This window comes from Terrabacter sp. BE26, assembly GCF_041941675.1.
In the GTDB taxonomy this organism is placed as follows: Bacteria; Actinomycetota; Actinomycetes; order Actinomycetales; family Dermatophilaceae; genus Terrabacter.
The window spans coordinates 3767887-3790561 of the sequence record NZ_CP090122.1 but is presented as its reverse complement, the minus strand read 5'-3'; the positions used below and the strand labels follow the sequence as shown (position 1 = coordinate 3790561).

The 22675-nt window shown below is 71.6% G+C and carries 21 protein-coding genes; 11 read left to right on the top strand and 10 right to left on the bottom strand.

The features are described 5' to 3' along the window. Position 1: 1 nt before the first annotated feature. The 9 genes from LQK93_RS17255 to LQK93_RS17215 all read right to left on the bottom strand — a co-directional run bounded on the left by LQK93_RS17255 (position 2) and on the right by LQK93_RS17215 (position 8252). Entirely contained in the window at positions 2–628 is a 627-nt protein-coding gene (locus tag LQK93_RS17255) for an acVLRF1 family peptidyl-tRNA hydrolase (protein WP_374968991.1), read from the bottom strand. Between the two features lie 19 nt (positions 629–647). Next, positions 648–974: a metal-sulfur cluster assembly factor gene (locus LQK93_RS17250; RefSeq protein WP_374968990.1), complete on the bottom strand. Its 327-nt coding sequence runs from the start codon at positions 972–974 to the stop codon at positions 648–650. Next, on the bottom strand, positions 971–1453 hold the full coding sequence (gene sufU, locus LQK93_RS17245) for a Fe-S cluster assembly sulfur transfer protein SufU (RefSeq protein ID WP_374968989.1): 483 nt from the start codon (positions 1451–1453) through the stop codon (positions 971–973). Before sufU ends, LQK93_RS17250 begins: the two co-directional genes overlap by 4 nt. Next, the gene (locus tag LQK93_RS17240) at positions 1453–2757 is read right to left on the bottom strand and encodes a SufS family cysteine desulfurase (protein ID WP_374968988.1); all 1305 of its coding nucleotides are present in this window, start codon (positions 2755–2757) and stop codon (positions 1453–1455) included. Before LQK93_RS17240 ends, sufU begins: the two co-directional genes overlap by 1 nt. Before the next feature lie 5 nt (positions 2758–2762). Further along, complete coding sequence (gene sufC / locus LQK93_RS17235) at positions 2763–3557, bottom strand: Fe-S cluster assembly ATPase SufC (RefSeq protein WP_374968987.1); 795 nt, start codon at positions 3555–3557, stop codon at positions 2763–2765. Positions 3558–3560: 3 nt separating this feature from the next. Next, on the bottom strand, positions 3561–4862 hold the full coding sequence (gene sufD / locus LQK93_RS17230) for a Fe-S cluster assembly protein SufD (protein ID WP_374971537.1): 1302 nt from the start codon (positions 4860–4862) through the stop codon (positions 3561–3563). Positions 4863–4870: 8 nt separating this feature from the next. Continuing rightward, on the bottom strand, positions 4871–6292 hold the full coding sequence (sufB, locus tag LQK93_RS17225; protein ID WP_374968986.1) for a Fe-S cluster assembly protein SufB: 1422 nt from the start codon (positions 6290–6292) through the stop codon (positions 4871–4873). Then, on the bottom strand, positions 6289–7116 hold the full coding sequence (locus tag LQK93_RS17220) for a helix-turn-helix transcriptional regulator (protein WP_374968985.1): 828 nt from the start codon (positions 7114–7116) through the stop codon (positions 6289–6291). The genes sufB and LQK93_RS17220 overlap by 4 nt, the downstream gene beginning before the upstream one ends. Before the next feature lie 146 nt (positions 7117–7262). Beyond that, positions 7263–8252 carry a CDP-alcohol phosphatidyltransferase family protein gene (locus LQK93_RS17215; RefSeq protein ID WP_374968984.1) on the bottom strand — a complete coding sequence of 330 codons (990 nt, stop codon included), beginning with the start codon at positions 8250–8252 and terminating at the stop codon, positions 7263–7265. A 157-nt stretch (positions 8253–8409) separates the two neighbouring features. Between LQK93_RS17215 and LQK93_RS17210 the strand changes: the two genes are divergently transcribed. The 5 genes from LQK93_RS17210 (at position 8410) to LQK93_RS17190 (ending at position 12578) form a co-directional block, all read left to right on the top strand. Beyond that, a complete protein-coding gene (locus tag LQK93_RS17210; protein ID WP_374968983.1) occupies positions 8410–9120 on the top strand; it encodes an ABC transporter ATP-binding protein in 711 nt (236 codons plus the stop codon). Then, positions 9117–9896 (top strand): ABC transporter permease, encoded by a 780-nt coding sequence (locus LQK93_RS17205; RefSeq protein ID WP_374968982.1) that lies wholly within the window; start codon positions 9117–9119, stop codon positions 9894–9896. The genes LQK93_RS17210 and LQK93_RS17205 overlap by 4 nt, the downstream gene beginning before the upstream one ends. 94 nt (positions 9897–9990) lie before the next feature. Next, complete coding sequence (locus LQK93_RS17200) at positions 9991–10473, top strand: DUF2231 domain-containing protein (protein WP_374968981.1); 483 nt, start codon at positions 9991–9993, stop codon at positions 10471–10473. A 94-nt stretch (positions 10474–10567) separates the two neighbouring features. Then, positions 10568–11533 carry a heme A synthase gene (locus tag LQK93_RS17195; RefSeq protein WP_374968980.1) on the top strand — a complete coding sequence of 322 codons (966 nt, stop codon included), beginning with the start codon at positions 10568–10570 and terminating at the stop codon, positions 11531–11533. A gap of 31 nt (positions 11534–11564) precedes the next feature. Then, entirely contained in the window at positions 11565–12578 is a 1014-nt protein-coding gene (locus LQK93_RS17190; protein WP_374968979.1) for a GNAT family N-acetyltransferase, read from the top strand. A 52-nt stretch (positions 12579–12630) separates the two neighbouring features. On the opposite strand, the gene LQK93_RS17185 is transcribed toward LQK93_RS17190, so the two are convergent. Beyond that, positions 12631–13593: a heme o synthase gene (locus tag LQK93_RS17185; RefSeq protein ID WP_374968978.1), complete on the bottom strand. Its 963-nt coding sequence runs from the start codon at positions 13591–13593 to the stop codon at positions 12631–12633. A gap of 199 nt (positions 13594–13792) precedes the next feature. Between LQK93_RS17185 and tkt the strand changes: the two genes are divergently transcribed. From tkt to pgl, 6 genes are read left to right on the top strand one after another with little or no spacing between them, the layout of a single operon-like run. Further along, complete coding sequence (gene tkt / locus LQK93_RS17180; protein WP_374968977.1) at positions 13793–16147, top strand: transketolase; 2355 nt, start codon at positions 13793–13795, stop codon at positions 16145–16147. A gap of 2 nt (positions 16148–16149) precedes the next feature. Continuing rightward, positions 16150–17262 (top strand): transaldolase, encoded by a 1113-nt coding sequence (gene tal / locus LQK93_RS17175; RefSeq protein ID WP_374968976.1) that lies wholly within the window; start codon positions 16150–16152, stop codon positions 17260–17262. Next, entirely contained in the window at positions 17259–18896 is a 1638-nt protein-coding gene (locus LQK93_RS17170; protein WP_374968975.1) for a glucose-6-phosphate isomerase, read from the top strand. Before tal ends, LQK93_RS17170 begins: the two co-directional genes overlap by 4 nt. Then, entirely contained in the window at positions 18893–20434 is a 1542-nt protein-coding gene (gene zwf, locus LQK93_RS17165) for a glucose-6-phosphate dehydrogenase (RefSeq protein WP_374968974.1), read from the top strand. The genes LQK93_RS17170 and zwf overlap by 4 nt, the downstream gene beginning before the upstream one ends. After that, positions 20431–21843, top strand: coding sequence for a glucose-6-phosphate dehydrogenase assembly protein OpcA (opcA, locus tag LQK93_RS17160; protein ID WP_374968973.1), 1413 nt, complete (start codon positions 20431–20433; stop codon positions 21841–21843). Before zwf ends, opcA begins: the two co-directional genes overlap by 4 nt. Then, the gene (gene pgl, locus LQK93_RS17155; protein ID WP_374968972.1) at positions 21840–22574 is read left to right on the top strand and encodes a 6-phosphogluconolactonase; all 735 of its coding nucleotides are present in this window, start codon (positions 21840–21842) and stop codon (positions 22572–22574) included. Before opcA ends, pgl begins: the two co-directional genes overlap by 4 nt. Positions 22575–22675 lie beyond the last annotated feature (101 nt).

The following is a 22675-nucleotide window of genomic DNA, read 5'->3' as shown; positions in this document are numbered from 1 at the left end:
GTCACTGCGGCCGGCGGGTCTCGACCTCGGTGAGCTCGACCCGCACGGCGCGACCGCGGCGCAGGGCCGTCTCCAAGACCTCGCGCCTCGGGTCAGGCAGGTCGTAGAGCTCGCGCACCGGCAGGCCCGCCAGCGCCCTGAGCGCGCCTGCTCCGAGCACCTCCCGCACGAGCGCACGGTCTCCCCCGACGACCAGCCCACGGGGTATGCCGTCGGCTCCCTCGCGCGGTGACTCGTCGTCGGCGAGGAGCACCCGTCGGGCGTGCCGGACCACCGCGTCGACGAGCTCGTCGGCCTGCTTGCCCCGGCGCCGGGCGAACCGCTGCTGCGACCAGCCCCCGGCCGCGGTGCGTGACTGCACGTGCCGCGTGCCGACCTTCGACCCGACGAACGCGCCGGCTCGGGCCAGCCCGACGGCATACCCTCCCCGGCGCACGAGCACGACACCCAGGGGGTCGTGCTCGAACGGCGTCGCCACGCACGTGGACCCGTCGGCGGCGCGCGCGGACACGACGACGCCGCCTGGAGCGCACTCCTCGGCGGCGTCGTAGGGCCCGTGGCGCTCGGCGAATCCGGCCATCCAGCGGTCGAACCGCTCGGGCGCGACCTCGATGACGCGGGTCGTCACGAGCGCGTTCGGTGGGCGGTCAGAGGTTGAAGCCGAGCGCGCGCAGCTGCTCGCGGCCGTCCTCGGTGATCTTGTCGGGGCCCCACGGCGGCATCCACACCCAGTTGATCCGGTGCGTCGTGACGAGACCCTCGAGCGCCTGGGCCGTCTGGTCCTCGATGACGTCGGTCAGCGGGCAGGCGGCCGAGGTGAGGGTCATGTCGATGACGGCATGCAACTGGGCGTCGACGGTGATGCCGTAGACGAGCCCGAGGTCCACGACGTTGATGCCGAGCTCGGGGTCGACGACGTCGCGCAGCGCTTCCTCGACATCGGCCACGTTGGGCGGGGTGGAAGTCTGGGTCATGACGAAACTCCTTGCGGGGACGAGGGACTCGTGGACGAGATGTCGACGCCGGCCTGCGCCAGGGCGTCGGTGAAGGCGGTCCAGCCGAGCAGGGCGCACTTGACGCGCGCGGGGTACTTCGAGACGCCGGCGAAGGCCACGCCGTCACCGATCAGGACCTCGTCGCCGGTGACCGTGCCGCGAGAGGTCAGCATGGCGCGCATCGCCTCGAACGTCTCGAGGGCCTCGGAGACCGGGCGGCCGATGACCTCCTCGGCGAGCACGGACGAGCTCGCCACCGAGATCGAGCAGCCCTGGGCGGCATACGACACGTCGGAGACCACGGCGTCGGGTCCGACGCCGGTGACGTCGACCCGCAGGGTCACCTCGTCGCCGCACGTCGGGTTGATGTGGTGCACCTCGGCGTCGAACGGCTCGCGCAGCCCTGCGTGGTGCGGGCGCTTGGAGTGCTCGAGGATGAGCTCCTGGTAGAGGTCCATCAGCTGGCCTCCCTCTCGGTCTCGAGCCCGAAGACGGTGGGCACCCGGTCGAGCGCCGCGAGCAGCGCCTCGACGTCGGCCACGGTGTTGTGGACCGCGAAGGACGCCCGGGTGGACGCGGGCGCCCCGAGCGCGCGGTGCAGCGGCCACGCGCAGTGGTGCCCCACGCGTACGGCGACCCCGGCGTCGTCGAGCACCTGGCCGACGTCGTGGGCGTGCACGCCCTCGACGACGAAGGCGACCGCGCCGCCACGCCCCGTGCCGAGCGGCGGCCCGACGACCCGCACCCACGGGCGCTCGGCGAGGCCGCGCATGAGCAGGTCGACGAGGGCGGCCTCATGCGCGTGGATGCGCTCGATGCCGATGCGCTCGACCCACCGGACGGCCGCCGCGAGGCCGACCGCCTGCGCCGCGTTGGGCACCCCGGCCTCGAACTTCTGCGGGGCCGGAGCGTAGGTCGAGCGCTCCATGGTCACGAGCTCGATCATGGAGCCGCCGGTGAGGAAGGGCGGCATGACCTCGAGCAGCTCGGAGCGGCCCCAGAGGACGCCGACCCCCATGGGGCCGTACATCTTGTGGCCGCTGAAGGCGATGAAGTCGGCGCCGAGCGTGGCCACGTCGACCGCGAGGTGCGGCACGGACTGGCAGGCGTCGACGACGACGAGCGCGCCGACGGCGTGCGCCCGCTCCGCGAGCTCGGTGACCGGGTTGACGGTGCCGAGCACGTTGGAGACGTGCGTGAACGCGAAGACCTTGGTGCGCTGCGTCAGCAGGTCGTCGAGGTGTGACAGGTCGAGCGCGCCGTCGGCGCCCACCGCGACCCAGCGAAGGGTCGCCCCCGTGCGGCGGGCCAGCTCCTGCCAGGGCACGAGGTTGGCGTGGTGCTCCATCTCGGTGACGAGGATCTCGTCACCGGGACCCAGCACGAACCGCTCGTCCTTGGGCTCGTCGGTCGGGGCGGTGTTGGAGAACGCGTAGGCGACGAGGTTGAGCGCCTCGGTCGCGTTCTTGGTGAAGACGACCTCGTGCGCCGGGGCGCCGACGAACGACGCGATGGTGGCGCGTGCGGCCTCGAAGTCATCGGTCGCCTCCTCCGCGAGCTGGTGGGCTCCCCGGTGCACGGCGGCGTTGTGCTGCTCGTAGAACGCCCGCTCGGCGTCGAGCACGGCGGCCGGCTTGTGCGACGTCGCCCCGGAGTCGAGGTAGACGAGCGGCCTGCCGTCACGCACCGTGCGCGTCAGGATCGGGAAGTCACCGCGGATCGCGGCGAGCTCCCCGTCCGTGAACGGCAGGACGCCGGCCATTCGGCTCAGGCCTCCACCGACTGCGTCGCCACGGCCGGCTCCGTCTGCGCGCCGCCGAGGTAGCGGTCGTAGCCCTCGTCCTCGAGGCGGTCGGCCAGCTCGGGGCCGCCCTGCTCGACAACCTTGCCGTCGACGAAGACGTGGACGAAGTCGGGCTTGATGTAGCGCAGGATGCGCGTGTAGTGCGTGATGAGCAGGACGCCGAGGTCGCTCGAGTCCTTGGCGCGGTTGACGCCCTCGGAGACGATCTTGAGCGCGTCGACGTCGAGGCCGGAGTCGGTCTCGTCGAGGATGGCCACCTTGGGCTTGAGCAGCTCCATCTGGAGGATCTCGTGGCGCTTCTTCTCGCCGCCGGAGAAGCCCTCGTTGACGTTGCGCTCGGCGAACACGGGGTCCATGCGCAGGTTGCCCATGGCCTCCTTGACGTCCTTGACCCACGTGCGCAGCTTGGGCGCCTCGCCGTCGATGGCCGTCTTGGCGGTGCGCAGGAAGTTGCTGACCGTGACGCCCGGCACCTCGACGGGGTACTGCATCGCGAGGAAGAGGCCCGCGCGGGCCCGCGCGTCGACGCTCATCGCGAGGACGTCCTCGCCGTCGAGGGTCACGGTGCCGCCGGTGACGGTGTACTTGGGGTGGCCGGCGATGCTGTAGGCGAGCGTCGACTTGCCGGAGCCGTTGGGGCCCATGATCGCGTGCGTCTCCCCCGACTTCACGGTGAGGTCGACCCCGCGCAGGATCTCCTTGGGGCCGTCCTCGGTCGCGACCGAGACCGTCAGTCCCTTGATCTCGAGCGTGCTCATGGGTCAGTTCTCCTTGTTCGTGCTGCTGGGGGTGCTGGGGGTCTGCTGGGAGGGAGTCGCGTATGCCGTCGACGCGAGCTCCTCCTCGATCGCCGCGGTGATCTCGTCGCGCAGGTCGGCGAGCGGGATCTCGCGGACGATGTCGGCGAAGAAGCCGCGCACGACGAGGCGCTTGGCCTCGTCCTCGGTGATGCCGCGCGACTGGAGGTAGAACAGCTGCAGGTCGTCGAACCGACCCGTGGCAGAAGCGTGCCCGGCACCCTTGATCTCGCCGGTCTCGATCTCGAGGTTCGGCACCGAGTCGGCGCGAGCGCCGTCGGTGAGCACGAGGTTGCGGTTGAGCTCGTAGGTGTCGGTGCCCTCGGCCTCGGCGCGGATCAGCACGTCGCCGACCCACACGGTGCGGGCGGTCTCGCCCTGGAGCGCGCCCTTGTAGGTGACCCGGCTCTTGCAGTGCGCGGCGTTGTGGTCGATGTACGAGCGGTGCTCGAGGTGCTGGCCGGCGTCGGCGAAGTAGACGCCGAGGAGCGTCGCGTCGCCCCCGGGGCCGGCGTAGCGCACGTTGGCGTTGACGCGGACGACCTCGCCGCCGAGCGTCACCGACAGGTGCCGGTAGCGCGCGTCGCGGCCGACGAGCGCGTCGTGCTGCGCCAGGTGCTGCGCGTCGCCGTCCCAGCGCTGGACGGAGACCACCGTGAGGTCCGACCCGTCGCCGGCGACGGCGGAGACGAGCTGCGAGTAGCGGGCCGTCCCGGTGTGCTCGAGGACGACCGTCGCCTTCGAGAAGCGGCCGGCACGCACGACGAGGTGGCCGTGCACCGGCTCGCCGTCGCGGCCGGAGAGCGAGATGCGCAGCGGCTGGTCGAGCTCGGCCTCGGCCGGGATGTCGAGCAGCAGCGCGCCGTCGGCCGCGGCACCGGCGACGACGGCGGCGCGGTCCTGCGGGGGCAGGGCGCCGAGCGCCCGGGCCTCGTCCGAGCCGATCGTGGACGTCGTGACGCCCTCCGGCAGCTGCGTGCCGAGGTCGAGACGGCCCGAGGCGCCCTCGGCCAGCAGGGCGGCCAGCTTCTTGACGGGGGTGAAGCGCCAGTCCTCCTCGCGGCCCGTGGGCAGCGGGAAGTCGGCGAGGTCGAACGACGCCGTGCGCTCCGCGCGCGACTGGTCGGGCACGAAGGCCGCGGCCGAGTCGGTGTGGGCGGTCGCGCCGGGCAGGGTGGTGGTGGTGCTGGGGGCGGCGTCGGGCACCGTGGTCTCGCTCTGCTGGGTCTCGGGGATGTCGGGCGTATGGGTGGTCGTGTCAGCCAGGAGGCCCATCAGCCGACGGCTCCTTCCATCTGCAGCTCGATGAGGCGATTGAGCTCGAGGGCGTACTCCATGGGCAGCTCGCGCGCGATCGGCTCGATGAAGCCGCGCACGATCATCGCCATCGCCTCGTCCTCGGCCATGCCGCGGGACATCAGGTAGAACAGCTGGTCCTCGGACACCTTGGAGACCGTGGCCTCGTGGCCCATCGAGACGTCGTCCTCGCGGATGTCGACGTAGGGGTAGGTGTCGGAGCGGCTGATCGTGTCGACGAGCAGCGCGTCGCAGCGCACCGTCGAGGCCGAGTGCGAGGCGCCCTCGAGCACCTGCACGAGGCCGCGGTAGCTCGCGCGGCCGCCCCCGCGGGCCACGGACTTGCTGATGATCGAGCTCTTCGTGTTGGGAGCCGCGTGGACCATCTTCGATCCGGTGTCCTGGTGCTGGCCCTCGCCCGCGAACGCGATCGACAGGGTCTCGCCCTTGGCGTGCTCGCCCATCAGGAAGACGGCGGGGTACTTCATCGTCACCTTGGAGCCGATGTTGCCGTCGACCCACTCCATGGTCGCGCCCTCTTCGCAGGTGGCGCGCTTGGTGACGAGGTTGTAGACGTTGTTGGACCAGTTCTGGATCGTCGTGTAGCGCACGCGGGCGTTCTTCTTGACGATGATCTCGACGACGGCCGAGTGCAGCGAGTCGGACTTGTAGATCGGCGCCGTGCAGCCCTCGACGTAGTGCACGTAGGAGCCCTCGTCGGCGATGATCAGGGTCCGCTCGAACTGGCCCATGTTCTCGGTGTTGATGCGGAAGTACGCCTGGAGCGGGATGTCGACGTGGACACCCTTGGGAACGTAGATGAACGAGCCACCGGACCAGACGGCCGTGTTGAGCGCGGCGAACTTGTTGTCCCCGGCGGGGATCACCGTGGCGAAGTGCTCGCGGAAGAGGTCCTCGTGCTCCTTCAGCGCCGTGTCGGTGTCGAGGAAGATGACGCCCTGCGCCTCGAGGTCCTCGCGGATCTGGTGGTAGACGACCTCGGACTCGTACTGCGCGGCCACACCCGCGACCAGGCGCTGCTTCTCGGCCTCCGGGATGCCGAGGCGGTCGTAGGTGTTGCGGATGTCCTCGGGCAGCTCCTCCCAGGAGGTCGCCTGCTTCTCGGTGGACTTCACGAAGTACTTGATGTTCTGGAAGTCGATGCCGGTGAGGTCCGAGCCCCACGCCGGCATGGGCTTCTTGCCGAAGAGGGACAGGCCCTTGAGGCGCAGCTTCGTCATCCACTCCGGCTCGTTCTTGCGGGCGGAGATGTCGCGCACGACCTCCTCGTTGAGCCCGCGACGCGCGGTGGCTCCGGCCACGTCCGCGTCGGCCCAGCCGTACTCGTAGGTGCCGATGCCCTTGAGGCCGGGGTTCAGCTCTTCGATGTGGGTGGTCATGAGGAACCTTCCTGAACGTGCGTGAGCGTGTCGGTTCGTGTGGTGGTGGTGCGGTTCGTGGCGTCCTGGTGGTCAACACCGGCGGGCGGCGAGGTCTTCCGGGCCCGAAGGCCCATTCCGCCGGTCGGGACGAACGTCGTGCAGACGTGGTGCCCACCGGCAAGGGTGGCGAGGCGCTGGACGTGCACGCCGAGCAGTCGTGAGAACGCGTCGGTCTCGGCCTCGCAGAAGGCCGGGAACTCGGTTGCGACGTGCTGCACCGGGCAGTGGCCCTGGCACAGCTGGACCCCCGTGAGGCCACCGGCACCGACCGGTCGGGCCGTGGCTGCGAAGCCGTCCTCGCTCAGCGCCTCGACGAGCGCCTCGGTGCGGGCGGCGGGCTCGTCGCCGGCGGCGGCGAGGCGGGCGGCATACCGCTCCTCCAGGGCATGGACGCGCGTGCGGGCGAAGTCGGCGACGGCGGACGGGCCGCCCTGCACCTCGAGGTAGCGCAGCACCTCGACGGCGAGCGAGTCGTAGTCGGCCTCGAGGGCGCTGTGGCCGGCGTCGGAGACGACGTACGCGCGCGCCGGGCGTCCGCGGCCGCGGCGCCCACCCGTGGGCTCGTGGGGGACGACTGCGCCCTGCTCGACGAGCGCGTCGAGGTGGCGGCGGACGGCTGCAGGCGTCAGGTCGAGGTGGCGGCCCAGCTCGGCCGCCGTGATGGGGCCGTCGGCGGAGACCATGTGGAGCACTCGCGAGCGCGTGCGCGACTCGAGCGGCGAGACGTGCTGGCCGTCCTCGCCGTCCTTCGCCACCCGCGCGGGGCGCTCATCGAAAAACACCACACCATTGTGACGTAATTGGGCGCGCCACTCCAGTTAGGCGGTCCTTACCGCTGGTACCGCCACAAACGGCCACCGCGCCTGAGCCTGGGGGGCCTCGGCCCCCTGGCGCAGGCTCGACGAGCCGCGAGGGGCCGCGGGACGCGTCAGGACTCCCCTGCGCCCCGCCGGTGGCGGACGCCCGGCCGGCCGTAGGGCCCTTCGTCGTGACCGTCGGGGTCGTCCTCGCAGTCCTCCGGGTCATCGGACTCGTCGTCGGCCTCCGGGGGCATGATCACCGACGGCATCCGGGTGCGCGGAGGAGCCACCGCGCCCTCGCCGAACCAGCGCCGGCGCAGCGGGGCGGTCACCCACCCGAGCGGGCAGGTGAGGACGTAGCCGTAGGCCAGGGCCATGCCGGTGGCACCGGGAAACAGGACCAGGCCCAGCACGATGACGACCGCGAGCGGCGCGGTGATGCGCAGGTGCCGCGGCGAGAGCAGGTCGCGGAAGGACCGGAACCGGAAGGACGACGCCATCAAGGCCGCCGGCACCACGCCCGCTGCTACCGGCACGAGCGGTGCCCAGTCGTAGAGCGGGTCGCCGATGGCGAGCACCGTGGAGATCACGACGCCTGCCGCCCCGGGACTGGCGAGACCGACGAAGTAGCGCTTGTCGGCGAGCGGGTCGATGGTGACGTTGAAGCGGGCCAGCCGATAGGCGGCGCACGCCAGCCAGAACATCGCCCCGGCCCAGGCCCAGACGGGGTAGGCCGGCAGCGCCCACGTGTAGACGAGGACCGCCGGGGCGATGCCGAAGGAGATGAGGTCGGCCAGGGAGTCGAACTGCAGGCCGAACGGCGTGATCGCCCCGACGGCTCGGGCCACGGCCCCGTCGCAGATGTCGAGGACGATGGAGATGCCGACGAGCACGGCCGCGGTGCGGAAATGGCCCTGGAACGACAGGAGCACGGAGGAGAACCCGCACAGCATGTTGCCGAGGGTGAACAGGCTCGGCAGGGTGGCTCGGGCGCGCACCCGCGGGTTGAGCCGCTCGAGCGGGATGACGCGGGCGCCCGTCGCCGAGACGAGCCGCATGCCCCGGCTCACGCGGTGGCGCCGGCGTGACCGCCCCTCCGACGTCGTGTCGCCGGTCACGGGAGCTTCGCCTCGCTGCACGGCAGCGGCGTGGCAGCCATGGCGGTGAGGGGCCGTGCGGCGGCTGGGTGGGTGTTCACGGGAGGGGTCTCCGTCGGTCGAGGCGGATGCATGCCGCATGAGTGGGTCGTTGGCCCCGAGCCTAGACTCATGAGCCATGACCGCCGCGGTGACACTGTCCGACCTTCGCCGCTCCTTCGGCCCGGTCGCGGCGCTCGACGGCCTCACGTGGTCGGCCCCCTCGGGTCGCATCACCGCGGTGCTCGGCCCCAACGGCGCCGGCAAGACGACCGCCATCGAGTGCGCCGTCGGGCTGGGGCGCCCCGACAGCGGCACCGTACGCGTCCTCGGCAGCGAGCCGTGGCAGGCCGGCGCCGACCACCGGGCCCGTGTCGGCGTCATGCTCCAGGCCGGGGGCCTGCCCAACGGCACGAAGCCGCTGCGCCTGCTCCACCACCTCGCCCGCCTCTACGCCGAGCCCGTCGAGGTCGACGCGGTCGCACGGCGGCTCGGCGTCACCGACTTCGCCTCGACCACCGTCCGGCGCCTCTCCGGAGGGCAGAAGCAGCGGCTCGCCCTCGCCGCGGCGCTGCTCGGCAGGCCCGAGGTGCTCTTCCTCGACGAGCCGGCTGCGGGCCTGGACCCGCACGGCCGCCTGGACGTCTGGGACCTCGTCGCCGAGCAGCGCGATGCCGGTACCACCGTCATCGTGACGACCCACTCGTTCGAGGAGGCCGAGCGGCTCGCCGACCACCTCGTGATCATGGACGCCGGACGCACCGTCGCCGAGGGAACCCCCGGGTCGGTGACCGGCGGGCGCTCCCTCGAGGACGTCTACTTCAGCCTGACCCGCAGGGGAGCCGCGTGAGCACCTCCGACGCCACCGCGACACCGTTGGTCTCACGTGCCGCCTCCCCCAGGCGGCGCGTCCTGGCGCAGGCCGGGTTCGAGGTCGGCAGCCTGCTCCGCAACGGCGAACAGCTCCTCGTCTCCCTCGTCCTGCCCGTCATGGCCCTCGTGGGGCTGCACGCCACGACGTCGCCGTCCCTCGGCCCGGGGTCGCGCATCGACCTCGCGGTGCCCGGCGTCATCGCCCTGTGCGTCATCTCCTCCGCCTTCACGGCGCAGGCGATCTCCACGGGGTTCGACCGCCGATACGCGGTGCTGCGCTACCTCGGCGTGACACCGCTCGGGCGCGGCGGCCTCGTGGCCGCCAAGGTCCTGGCCACGCTCGTCGTCGAGGCCGTCCAGCTCGCCGTCATCAGCGCCCTGGGCCTGCTCCTCGGCTGGCGCCCGCAGCCCTCCGGCATCCCGTATGCCGTCCTCTTCGTCCTCGCGGGCACGTGGACCTTCGTGGCGCTCGCGCTTCTGCTCGCCGGCACCCTGCGGGCCGAGGCCGTGCTCGCGGTGGCCAACCTCGTGTGGGTGGTCCTGCTGGCGCTGGGTGGCGTCATCGTGCCCCGCACGGAGCTGCCCGCAGGGCTCTCCCACCTCGCGAGCGTGCTGCCCTCGGCGGGTCTCGCCGACGGCCTGCGGTCGGCCCTCGTCGAGGGTCGGCTGAACCTGTCGGCCCTCGGCGTCGTCCTCGGGTGGGGCGTCCTCGCCACCGCCCTCGCGGCGCGTCTCTTCCGCTTCGACGACTGAAGCAGCGAGACTGCAGCCACGCCACCTGCTGCCAGGACGGCGACGACACCTGGCTCGCGAGGACCTGAGGGCCAGCCGACCGCTTGGAGGGGACGTGTTCGACTACATCTTCGGCCTGCCGATGCACGCGCTGGTGATCCACGCGGTCGTCGTGCTCGTCCCGCTCTCGACACTGTGCGCCATCGCCTACGTCGTGCGCCCCGGGTGGCGAGGGGTGCTCCGTTGGCCCACCGCCGCGGGCGCGGTCGTCACCGGGATCTCCGCCCTCGTCGCAGCGCAGAGCGGTGAGGCGCTGCAGCGCCGGGTGCTCAGCGTGCGAGCGGGCACGACCGACGCGCAGCTGCTCGGGGAGCACGTCGAGTGGGGTGACCGGGCCAAGGTCGTGTGCCTGGTCTTCATGGTGCTGACCCTGGTCGCACTGTGGTTCCTGCGTCCCCCCGGCGAGGAGTCTCGCCGCGGACACGCGGTCGACGTGCTCGCCGGCACGGTCGTCGTGCTCGCCGCCGTGGCCTCGCTCGTCGCCGTGGTCCTGGCGGGGCACGCCGGCTCCGCGGTCGTCTGGCACGGCCTGGCCTGAGCCGCCGGCCGCGGGAGGGCGCAGCCTCCGGGGCGGCCGGAGCAGCCCTGCCCAGCGATTCGGACAACGACACCGGGCGGCATACCCTTGCGGGGTGTCCTCCACGCGCACCGTGACCGAGGCCGCCCCCCGGACGAGCCCCAGTCGCCTCGCCCGCCTCGGCGGCCGGCTCCCTGCGGCACCTCCCCGCTGGGTGCGGCCCCTGCTGCTCGCGAACCTCGTCGCCGAGGTCGGCATCGTCGTCACCGGCGGCATCGTGCGCCTGACCGGCAGCGGCCTCGGCTGCAGCACCTGGCCGGAGTGCCAGCCGGGCTCGTTCACGCCGGTGCGCCACGCGGCGAGCGGCTACCACGAGCTCGTCGAGTTCGGGAACCGCCTGCTCACCTACGTGGTGGTCGTCCTGGCCGTTGCCACGGTGTGGGCGGTGCTGACCCACTGGCCCGCGCGCCGCCGCCTGCACCTCGCTGCCATCGGCGTGCTGGCCGGCATCCCCGCCCAGGCGGTGCTCGGAGGGATCTCGGTCCTCACCGGCCTCAACCCCTGGATCGTGATGGGGCACTTCCTGCTCTCCATGGTCCTCGTCGCGCTCTCCACGGCGGTCGTCCGAGGCGCCCGGGACGAGGTGTCCGGGCCCGGCGAGCTGGTGGTGCACCCGCTCGCGCGCACCCTCGCGCAGGTCACGAGCGGACTGGGCGCCGTCGTCCTGCTGCTCGGCACGATCGTCACCGGCTCCGGTCCGCACTCGGGCGATGCGGAGCGTCCGGCACGCACAGGCTTCGACCCGCGGTTGGTCTCCTGGATGCACGCCGACGCCGTCATGCTCTTCTGCGGCCTCGTCGTCGCCACGCTCGTCGCCGTGCGCATCACCGCGCACACCGAGGAGGCGAGCCGCGCCTGGACGATGGTCCTCGTGGTCACGCTGGCGCAGGGCGTCGTGGGCTACGTCCAGTACTTCACCGGGCTCCCGGAGCTGCTGGTGCTGGTGCACATGCTCGGCGCCAGCCTGCTCGTCGTGGCCCTGAGCTTCGGCGTCCTGTCGACGAGACGCCACCCGGTCTGACCGGGCTTGCGTCCCTCCCTACGCTGGGGGCGTGACCGACCAGCCGACCCTGCGTGACGGTGAGCTGGCGCTACGCCCGTGGCAGCTTGAGGACAGCGACGCCACCCGGCACCTGCACGACGACGAGATCGCGCGATGGTTCGACTTCCCCGCGGTGCAGCCCTCCGAGCAGGAGCACCGGTCCTGGATCGAGCGCACGGGCACCGAGTGGGCCGAGCGGTCCAAGGTCACGTTCCTCGTGGAGTGGCGCGGCCACGCGGCCGGGACGGTCGACGTGCGGCTGCAGGACGCGGGGGTGGGCGTGCTCTCGTGGGCCGTCTACGCGCCGTTCCGCGGGCACGGACTGGGATGGCGGGCCGTCCGGCTGCTGACCCAGTGGTCCTTCGAGGCGCTGGGCCTCGACCGCGTCGAGGCGCACGTCAACCCCGACAACCGCGCGTCCGTGCGCACCGCGCTGCGGGCCGGTCTGCGCCGGGAAGGACTGCTCCGGGGCAACGCGAGGCTCGCCGGGGTCGCCCAGGACACCCTCGTCCTCGGGCGGCGGCGCGGTGACGCGGACCCCGACTCGCGCGAGGGCTTCACCGCGATGCTCGACTCGACGCTGCCCACCAAGCGCGCCATCGCCCAGGGAGTGCTCCGCTCGACGACCGGCGGGATCCTGCTCTGCGAGCTCGTCTACAAGCGCGAGTGGGACCTGCCCGGCGGCGTCGTGGACCGGCACGAGTCGCCCGCCGCCTGCGTGGTGCGCGAGGTCCGCGAAGAGCTCGACCTGACCGTGACCGCGGGCCGCCTCCTCGCGGTCAACTGGCTCCCGGCGCTGCTGGGCTGGGCGGACGCGATCTCCTTCGTCTTCGACCTCGGCACCGTGGACGCCGAGGTGGTCGACCGGGCGCGACTGCAGCAACGGGAGATCCGGGCCGTGCACTGGACCGGGCCCGATGAGTGGGCCGGACGGGTCGCCCCCTACAACGAACGCCTGCTCAGAAGCCTGCACGAGCACCCCGGCGGGACGCTCTACCTCGAGGACGGCACGCCGACAGGCTGAGCCGCGCGGACGGCATACGCCCTCTGGACGGGAGCGAGTGTGCTCGACCGGGTCAGGAGAAGAAGGGCAGCGGCAGGTGCCACACCGGGTCCACCGCGACACCCACGAAGAGGATCGTGAGGTAGGTGATGGAGAAGTGGAACAGGCGCATCGGCTTGAGGACGTCCTCGGCCGCACCCGCGCGCGCCCGCCTGAGGAGCCGGTGCGCCTCGGTGAGGAACAGGGCTCCCGAGACGAGCGCAGCGACGGTGTAGACCCACCCGACGTGCTGGACGGGGATGAGCGCGAGCGACGTCAGGACCATGGCCCACGAGTAGGCGACGACCTGCCTCGCCACGACCACGAAGCGCTCGACCACCGGCAGCATCGGCACGTGGGCCGTGGCGTAGTCGTCCTTGTAGCGCATCGACAGCGGCCAGTAGTGCGGCGGCGTCCAGAAGAAGATGACGAGGAAGAGGATGAACGCGGACCAGCTGAGGGAGCCGGTGACCGCTGACCAGCCGATGAGCACCGGCATGCACCCGGCGGCGCCGCCCCACACGATGTTCTGCGACGTGCGGCGCTTGAGCAGCAGGGTGTAGCCGAAGACGTAGAAGAGCAGCGCCGCCAGCGCCAGCCAGGCACTGAGCCAGTTGACGAGCAGCCCCAGCCACAGCGTCGACACGACGGCCAGCGCGACCCCGAAGACGAGCGCACCCCGCGGCGTGACCGTGCCGGTCACGAGCGGACGGCGGCTCGTGCGGTGCATGACGGCGTCGATGTCGCGGTCGATGTAGCAGTTGAGGGTGTTGGCCGCGCCTGCGGACAGCGTGCCGCCCAGCACGGTCGCGACGACCAGCCACAGGTTCGGAACCCCTTGGTCCGCAAGGAACATCACTGGGATCGTCGTGATGAGGAGCAGCTCGATGATGCGCGGCTTCATCAGCGACACGTACTGTCCGACGAGGAACTTCAGCCCACTACCGTCCGGACCGTGCAGCGCCGAGAGGTCGGCGCGGGGGTCCACCGTTGTCACGAAGATCCTCACCGCTGGTACGTCGCTCCGACCCGGGGGTAAAGGAGCATTGCGTCGCAAGTCTAGACCGTCGACGACGACGGCCCGCACCGCGCCGGCAGGGCCGCGTACCGGCCCTTGGGCGAGGTGTCGTGCCTCACAACGCGGGGACTAGGCTCGTGGCCGTACGCGATCAACGCTGCCGAAGGAGACCCGTTCCGTGCCCACTGCCGCGTCCAGCGCCGCCACCACGGCGACCACGCCCACCCGCACCTCCAAGACTGCGAGCACGAAGGGCTTGCTGGCACAGCGCGACCCGGGTCTGCCGATGCCGGTCGCCAAGAAAGCCGGCTGGAGCGACCTCGACGTGCGCGCTGTCGACACGGTCCGGCTGCTGGCCGCAGACGCCGTCCAGAAGGTCGGCAACGGCCACCCCGGCACCGCGATGTCGCTGGCGCCGCTCGCGTACCTGCTCTACCAGAACGTGCTGAAGCACGACCCCTCCGACCCGACCTGGCTCGGGCGCGACCGCTTCGTGCTCTCCGCCGGGCACTCGAGCCTGACGCAGTACATCCAGCTCTACCTCAGCGGTTACGGCCTGTCGCTCGACGACCTCAAGGCGCTGCGCACCTGGGGCTCCCAGACCCCCGGCCACCCCGAGGTGCACCACACCCCCGGAGTCGAGATCACGACCGGGCCGCTCGGCTCGGGCCTGGCCTCGGCCGTCGGCATGGCGATGGCCCAGCGCCGCCAGCGCGGCCTCTTCGACCCGGACGCCAAGCCCGGCACGAGCCCGTTCGACCACCACGTCTACGTCATCGCCTCCGACGGCGACATGCAGGAGGGCGTGAGCCACGAGGCGTGCTCGCTCGCCGGCCACCAGGAGCTCGGCAACCTCACCGTCGTCTACGACGCCAACCAGATCTCCATCGAGGACGACACCGACATCGCCTTCAGCGAGGACGTGGGCGCGCGCTTCAAGGCGTACGGCTGGAACGTCGTCGAGGTCGACTGGCGCAAGGACGCCGACGGCGCCGCCTACGTCGAGGACGTCGACGCGCTCCTCACCGCGATCCGCTCGGGCGACAAGGTCACCGACAAGCCGACCCTCGTCGTGCTGCACACGATCATCGCCTGGCCCGCGCCCACCAAGCAGAACACCGGCAAGTCCCACGGGTCGGCCCTCGGCGAGGAGGAGATCGGCGCCACCAAGGAGCTGCTCGGCTTCGACCCGAAGAAGTCCTTCACCGTCGAGCCCGCCGTGCTCAAGAACGCCCGCGACGTGGTCCGGCGCGGCAAGGCCGCCCACCGCGAGTGGGACAAGTCCTTCAAGGCCTGGCGCAAGGCCAACCCCGACCGCGCGGCGCTGCTCGACCGCATCCTCGCCGGCAGGGCCCCGGATGGCCTGGCCAAGGCGTTGCCGACCTTCCCCCCTGATGAGAAGGGCGTGGCCACCCGGGCGGCCTCTGGCAAGGTGCTCGCCGCCCTGGCCGACGTCATGCCGGAGCTGTGGGGCGGCTCGGCCGACCTCGCCGAGTCCAACAACACGACGATGGAGGGTGAGCCCTCCTTCGTCCCCCAGGGCAAGCAGACGCGCGAGTGGAAGGGCGGCCCGTTCGGTCGAACCCTGCACTTCGGCATCCGTGAGAACGGCATGGGCATGATCCTCAACGGGATCGCGCTCGAGGGCCTCACCCGTCCCTACGGCGGTACGTTCCTCGTCTTCTCCGACTACATGCGCCCTGCCGTGCGCCTGGCCGCGATCCAGCAGGCCCCGGTGACCTACGTGTGGACGCACGACTCCATCGGCCTCGGCGAGGACGGCCCCACCCACCAGCCGATCGAGCACCTGGCCGCGCTGCGCGCGATCCCGGGACTCGACGTCGTTCGTCCCGCGGACGCCAACGAGACGGCCGCCGCCTGGGCTCAGATCCTCACCAACGGCAACGGGCCCGCCGGCCTGTGCCTGACGCGCCAGCCGGTGCCCACGTGGGACCGGAAGAAGTACGGATCGACGAGCGGGGTGGCCAAGGGCGCGTACGTCCTCGTCGAGGAGTCCCGGGCCGGTGACCCCGACGTCATCCTCGTGGCCACGGGGTCCGAGGTGCAGCTGGCCGTCCGCGCCGCGGAGCGGCTCGAGAAGTCGAAGATCGCGACTCGCGTCGTGTCGATGCCCTGCCGGGAATGGTTCGAGAAGCAGAGCCGCTCCTACCAGGACAAGGTCCTGCCCCCGGCAGTCCGCGCTCGCGTCAGCGTCGAGGCGGGGGTCTCGATGGGCTGGCACGACGTGGTCGGTGACGCCGGCCGCTGCGTGAGCATCGAGCACTTCGGCGCCTCCGCGGACCAGGCCACGCTGTTCCGCCAGTTCGGGTTCACCCCCGAGGCCGTCGTCAAGGCCGCGAAGGACTCCATCAAGGCCGCCCGGGGCGCCGCCACGAAGGCGCCCGGGGTGACCGAGACCAACCCGGCCCGCGCCGCCCAGAGCGCCTCCACCGACGTCATGGGCGCCGACGCGCAGACCGGCAGCGGCAAAGCCGCCGAGGCAGCCGCCGCATCCGCACCGAGCAAGGAGTGAGCATGACCAACCCGAACACCCAGGCCCTCAGCGAGGCCGGCGTCTCCATCTGGCTCGACGACCTGTCCCGCGAGCTGATCGAGACCGGCAAGATCTCCGAGCTGATCAACGAGCTCAACGTCGTCGGGCTCACCTCGAACCCTTCGATCTTCCAAGCCGCCCTGTCCAAGGGCGAGCGCTACAACGACGACCTCGCGGCGCTGACCAAGGCCGGCAAGAGCGTCGAGGAGGTGGTGCACGAGCTGACGACCTCCGACGTGCGACGCGCCGGCGACCTGTTCCTCCTGATCTACGAGTCGACCAAGGGAGTCGACGGTCGTGTGTCCATCGAGGTGGACCCGCGTCTCGCGCACGACACCGACAAGACCGTCGAGCAGGCCAAGCAGCTGTATGCCGACATCGACCGGCCGAACGTCCTCATCAAGATCCCGGGCACGCAGGCGGGCCTGCCCGCCATCACGGCGACGATCGCCGAGGGCATCAGCGTCAACGTGACCCTGATCTTCTCCCTCGAGCGCTACCGCGCCGTGATGAACGCCTATCTCGAGGGGCTCGAGAAGGCACGGGCCAACGGCAAGGACCTCTCGCAGATCCACTCCGTCGCCTCGTTCTTCGTCTCCCGCGTCGACACCGAGGTGGACAAGCGCCTCGACGCCATCGGCACCGACGAGGCTCGTGGGCTCAAGGGCAAGGCGGGCCTGGCCAACGCGCGCCTCGCGTACCAGGCCTTCGAGGAGGTCTTCACGACCTCGCGCTGGGGTTCCCTCGCCGAGGCCGGCGCCAACGTCCAGCGCCCGCTGTGGGCCTCGACCGGCGTCAAGGACCCGTCCTACCCCGACACGATGTACGTGACGGAGCTCGTGGCCGCCGACGTCGTCAACACGATGCCCGGCAAGACGCTCGAGGCCGTCGCCGACCACGGCGTCATCCACGGCGACACGATCACCGGCACCTACGAGCAGTCGAGCAACGTGCTCGACCACCTCGAGCGCCTCGGGGTCTCCTACACCGAGGTCGTCGAGCTCCTCGAGACCGAGGGCGTCGACAAGTTCGAGAAGGCCTGGGCCGAGCTGCTCGACGGTGTCGCCGCGGAAATGGAGAAGGTGACCGCATGAGCTCGCTGTCCGTCAGCGCATCAGGGGCCGCGGCGGACGCGATCGCGCGGCACGTGCCGGCTCTGGTCGGCGACTCCGTGGCCAGCCGGCTCTTCGAGCAGGACCCCACCCTCTGGGGTCCCGAGGCCGAGTCAGAGGCGCGCATCCGCCTGTCCTGGGTGCGCCTCCCGCGCTCGTCCCGGCCGCTGGTCGGCGAGATCGCCGCTCTCCGCGACTCCTTCGCCGAGCAGGGCCTGACCCACGTCGTGCTCTGCGGCATGGGCGGCTCCTCCCTCGCGCCGGAGGTCATCTGCGCCACCGCCGGCAAGCCGCTGGTGGTGCTCGACTCGTCCGATCCCGACTACGTGCGCCGTGCCCTCGAGGACGACCTGGCCCACACCGTCGTCGTCGTCTCCAGCAAATCCGGCTCAACGGTCGAGACCGACTCGCAGCGGCGCGCCTACGAGCAGGCCTTCACCGACGCCGGCATCGACCCCGCCTCGCGCATCGTGGTCGTCACCGACCCGGGCAGCCCGCTCGACAAGGAGTCGCGCGACAAGGGCTACCGCGTCGTCAACGCCGACCCCAACGTGGGCGGGCGCTACTCGGCCCTGACCGCCTTCGGCCTCGTGCCGAGCGGTCTGGCGGGCGTCGACATCGAGGCTCTCCTCGACGACGCGGAGGCCGTGGCCGACCTCCTCGCCGCCGATGACGACGCCAACCCGGGGCTGCGTCTCGGCGCCGCCATCGGTGGCACCGACCCGCTGCGCGACAAGCTGGTCCTCGTCGACGAGGGATCCGGCATCACCGGGTTCGCCGACTGGGCCGAGCAGCTCATCGCCGAGTCCACCGGCAAGAAGGGCACCGGAGTGCTCCCCGTCGTCGTCGGCGGCCCCGACGACCCCGAGGTCAGCCGCCCCCCGTCCGACGTGACCGTCAGCCGACTCGTCGGCGTCGACGCCGAGTCCCCCTCCTCCGGAGCAGCCTCGGAGGTACGCGTCGGCGGCGCGCTGGGCGCCCAGCTGCTCCTGTGGGAGGTCGCGACGGCGGTTGCCGGCCGCCTGCTCGGCATCAACCCGTTCGACCAGCCCGACGTCGAGAGCGCCAAGAAGGCCGCCCGTGAGCTCCTGGACCGGGGCACCGCGGCCGCCCCCGAGGCTGCCGCCACCGACGGTGCCGTGGAGATCCGGGCCCTCGGCGGCTCGGGCGACTGGTTGGGCGACGCCCAGACCGTGCCCGCCGCCCTCGACGCGCTGTTCGCGCAGCTCGACCCCGAGCGCGGCTATCTCGCGGTCATGGCCTACCTCGACCGGCTCGCTGACGCCGACCTCGCACAGTGCCGTGCGCCCCTGGCCCGGCGCACCGGGCGCCCGACCACCTTCGGGTGGGGCCCACGGTTCCTGCACTCCACCGGACAGTTCCACAAGGGTGGGCCGCCCGTCGGCGTCTACCTGCAGATCACGACGGCGCCGAAGCAGGACCTGGCGATCCCGGGCCGCGACTTCACGTTCGGTGACTTCATCGCTGCGCAGGCCGGAGGCGACGCGGCGGTGCTCGCAGACCACGGTCGTCCCGTCCTGCAGCTGCACCTCACCGACCACGACGCAGGCCTCGCGCAGCTGCGCGAGGTCCTGCTGGCAGGAGGACGCGCATGAGTCCGGTCCGCGTGGCGCGCGGGCACAACCCGCTGCGCACCGCCCAGGACAGGCGCTTGCCACGTATCGCGGGACCGTGCGGCCTCGTGCTGTTCGGCGTGACCGGCGACCTCGCCCGCAAGAAGCTCATGCCTGCGATCTACGACCTCGCCAACCGCGGGCTCCTGCCGCCGGGCTTCTCGCTCGTCGGCTTTGCGCGGCGCGACTGGGCCACGCAGGACTTCGGTCAGGTGGTCCACGACGCCGTCAAGCAGCACGCCCGCACTCCCTTCAGCGAGGACGTCTGGCGCAACCTCTCCGAGGGATTCCGCTTCGTACCGGGCACCTTCGACGACCCGGCGGCATTCGACCTGCTCGCCAAGACGGTCGCCGAGCTCGACCGTGACCGCGGCACCGGAGGCAACTACGCGTTCTACCTCTCGGTGCCCCCGAGCTTCTTCGCGACGGTGTGCGAGCAGCTCGAGCGGTGTGGCCTCACCAAGGCAGAAGGCGACAGCTGGCGCCGGGTCATCATCGAGAAGCCCTTCGGCCACGACCTCAAGAGCGCCCAGGAGCTCAACGCGATCGTGGAGGGCGTCTTCTCGCCCGACAGCGTCTTCCGGATCGACCACTACCTCGGCAAGGAGACGGTCCAGAACCTCCTGGCCCTGCGCTTCGCCAACCAGCTCTACGAGCCGGTGTGGAACGCCAACTACGTCGACCACGTGCAGATCACCATGGCCGAGGACATCGGCATCGGCGGCCGTGCGGGCTACTACGACGGCATCGGCGCGGCTCGCGACGTCATCCAGAACCACCTGCTGCAGCTGCTCGCCCTGACGGCGATGGAGGAACCCGTCTCCTTCGACGCCAAGGACCTCCGCGCCGAGAAGGAGAAGGTCCTCTCCGCCGTCCGCCTCCCGGCGGACCTCGACAAGGGCGCCGCACGCGGACAGTACGCCGCCGGCTGGCAGGGCGCCGAGAAGGTCGTCGGCTACCTCGAGGAGGAGGGCGTCGACCCCCTCTCGCGCACGGAGACCTTCGCCGCGGTGACCCTCGAGGTGGACACGCGCCGCTGGGCTGGTGTCCCCTTCTACCTGCGCACCGGGAAGCGGCTGGGCAAGCGCGTGACGGAGATCGCCGTCGTCTTCAAGAAGGCCCCGCACCTGCCCTTCGAGCACACGGCGACCGAGGAGCTGGGCCAGAACGCCATCGTGATCCGGGTCCAGCCCGACGAGGGCGTCACCCTCCGCTTCGGCTCCAAGGTGCCCGGCGCGCAGATGGAGGTCCGTGACGTGACGATGGACTTCGGCTACGGCTCGTCGTTCACCGAGGCCTCGCCCGAGGCATACGAACGCCTCATCCTGGACGTGCTCCTCGGTGAGCCGCCGCTCTTCCCGCGGCACGAGGAGGTCGAGCTGTCCTGGCGAATCCTCGACCCGCTCCTGGAGCTCTGGGCCAAGAAGGGCAGACCCGAGCAGTACCCCGCCGGCACCTGGGGGCCGCCGTCGGCCCACGAGATGCTCGCGCGGGACGGACGCGTCTGGAGGATGCCGTGATCAGGGACCTGACCGACACCACGACCAAGGACATCAGCAAGACGCTCGTGCGACTGCGCAACGAGGTCGGCGCGATCGCACTGGGCAGGGTGCTGACCCTCATCGTCGTCGTCGAGGACACCGACGCGCAGCAGGCGATCGACGCGGCCAACCACGCCAGTCGCCAGCACCCGTGCCGCATCATCGTGGTCATTCCGGGCGAGCGACGCGGCAGGAAGCGCCTCGATGCCCAGATCCGGCTCGGTGGCGACGCGGGCGCGTCCGAGATCGTCGTCCTGCGGCTCTACGGCGAGCTGGCCAACCACGGCCAGAGCGTCGTGATCCCATTGCTGCTGGCCGACTCACCGATCGTCGCCTGGTGGCCGGGCAAGGCACCCGACGACGTCGCGAACGATCCCATCGGGGCCATGGCCCAACGCCGGATCACCGACGCCGCCGAGGCCCACAACCCGCGGCTCATGCTGAGGAAGCGTGCGGCGAGCTACAGCCCCGGCGACACCGACCTGTCATGGACCCGCGTGACCCACTGGCGCGGACTGCTCGCGGCGGCGCTCGACCAGCCGCCCTACGAACCGATCACCGGCGCCGTGGTCAGCGGTGCACCCGACTCGCCGTCCTCCGACCTGCTCGCCGGCTGGCTGAGCCGGCGCCTCAGGGTGCCGGCCCGCCGGGTGTCGACGCCCAGGGGCTCGGGAATCGCGTCGGTCCGCCTCGAACGCGAGAGCGGACCGATCGACCTCGTGCGCCCCGGAGACGTCCTCGCGACCCTGTCGCAGGCAGGACAGCCGGACCGTCGGATCAACCTGCCGCGGCGCGAGCTTCCCGAGTGCCTCGCCGACGAGCTGCGGTGGCTCGACGCTGACGAGGCCTACGCCGAGGCGCTCTGCAAGGGCGTGGCCGAGCTGCCACCGATTCGCCTGTCCGCTGCCGACGCCGCGAAGGCAGGCAAGGCGCCCGACATCGCAGCAGCCCGAAGGCTCGCCGGCCGTCTCGGCCGGGACGAGTCGGCGCAGGACGCGAGTGCGATGATGTCTGCTCCTCCGGCGCCCGAGGCTGCGGAGACCTCAGAGGTCAGGGAGGCGACGGCCCGCAAGCTGGCCGGCAAGCGCACCACCCGCGAGAAGCAGGCCGACAAGGACCGCAAGAAGACGGCTGCTGCCGCCGGTGACGCCACGTCGGGCGCGTCCCGCACGTCCGGCACGCAGACGGGACGCCCTGCAGCACGGAAGACCGCCAAGCGGTCGGCGGCAGCGGCCTCGACCGCCAAGAAGACTGCGACCCGCAGCACCGCGGGCACGCGCAAGGCCACCGCGAAGAAGACCGCCTCCAGGACGTCCTCTGCCTCGCGCGCCGCGTCCTCCGGAGCGTCCGGTGGATCAGGCACGTCGGACGGGACGGCGCCCTCGTGACGGCCGCACCCCGGGTCGTCGTCCACCCCGACAAGCAGGCGCTTGCCGACGCCGCCGCGGCACGGTTCGTCACGGCAGTCCTCGACGCGCAGACGCGCAACCCCGAGGCGCAGGTGGCCCTCACCGGCGGATCCATGGGGTCGGCGATCATCGCCTCGGTGACGCGCACGCCGGGTCGTTCGGCCGTCGACTGGTCGCGGGTGCGGGTCTGGTGGGCTGACGAGCGCTATCTCCCTGCTGGCCACCCGGACCGCAACGACACCCAGAACGACAAGGCGGGCCTCAGCGCACTCGGTCTCGACCCGTCGAAGGTGCACCGGGTGGCCGGGCCCGAGGCCTCAGCCAGCGCCGAGGCGAGTGCCGACGCCTATGCCCAGACGATCCGTCAGCACGGCCAGAAGGCTTGGGACGTCGTGCTCCTCGGCGTGGGGCCCGACGGCCACGTCGCCTCACTGTTCCCGCACCATCCGGCGCAGCGCCAGACCGACGCGATCGCGGTCGCAGTGCACGACTCCCCCAAGCCGCCGCCGGACCGGGTGAGCCTCACGTTCGAGTGCTTCGAGCGCAGCCGCGAGGTGTGGTTCCTGGTAGCAGGAGCGGACAAGGCGGAGGCCGTCTCGGCGGCCCTCAAGCCGGGTGCCGACCCCTGGGACGTGCCTGCGGCGGGCCCCCACGGCACGGACGCGACGCTGTGGCTGGTCGATGTCGACGCGGCCTCAGCGCTGGGCTGAACGGCACGGAACCGGCATACGACACAACGGTAATCGGCATGACGAAGGGCCCGGGTGGACGTCCCGGGCCCTTCGTCATGCGGTCCCTCGATGGGGACCCT

Bases quoted from the DNA above. Each gene is read 5' to 3' on its own strand.
- LQK93_RS17240 (WP_374968988.1), bottom strand. From the start codon at position 2,757: ATGGCCGGCGTCCTGCCGTTCACGGACGGGGAGCTCGCCGCGATCCGC.
- sufC (WP_374968987.1), bottom strand. From the start codon at position 3,557: ATGAGCACGCTCGAGATCAAGGGACTGACGGTCTCGGTCGCGACCGAG.
- sufU (WP_374968989.1), bottom strand. From the start codon at position 1,453: ATGGACCTCTACCAGGAGCTCATCCTCGAGCACTCCAAGCGCCCGCAC.
- sufB (WP_374968986.1), bottom strand. From the start codon at position 6,292: ATGACCACCCACATCGAAGAGCTGAACCCCGGCCTCAAGGGCATCGGC.
- LQK93_RS17210 (WP_374968983.1), top strand. From the start codon at position 8,410: ATGACCGCCGCGGTGACACTGTCCGACCTTCGCCGCTCCTTCGGCCCG.
- LQK93_RS17170 (WP_374968975.1), top strand. From the start codon at position 17,259: ATGAGCTCGCTGTCCGTCAGCGCATCAGGGGCCGCGGCGGACGCGATC.
- tal (WP_374968976.1), top strand. From the start codon at position 16,150: ATGACCAACCCGAACACCCAGGCCCTCAGCGAGGCCGGCGTCTCCATC.
- zwf (WP_374968974.1), top strand. From the start codon at position 18,893: ATGAGTCCGGTCCGCGTGGCGCGCGGGCACAACCCGCTGCGCACCGCC.
- LQK93_RS17250 (WP_374968990.1), bottom strand. From the start codon at position 974: ATGACCCAGACTTCCACCCCGCCCAACGTGGCCGATGTCGAGGAAGCG.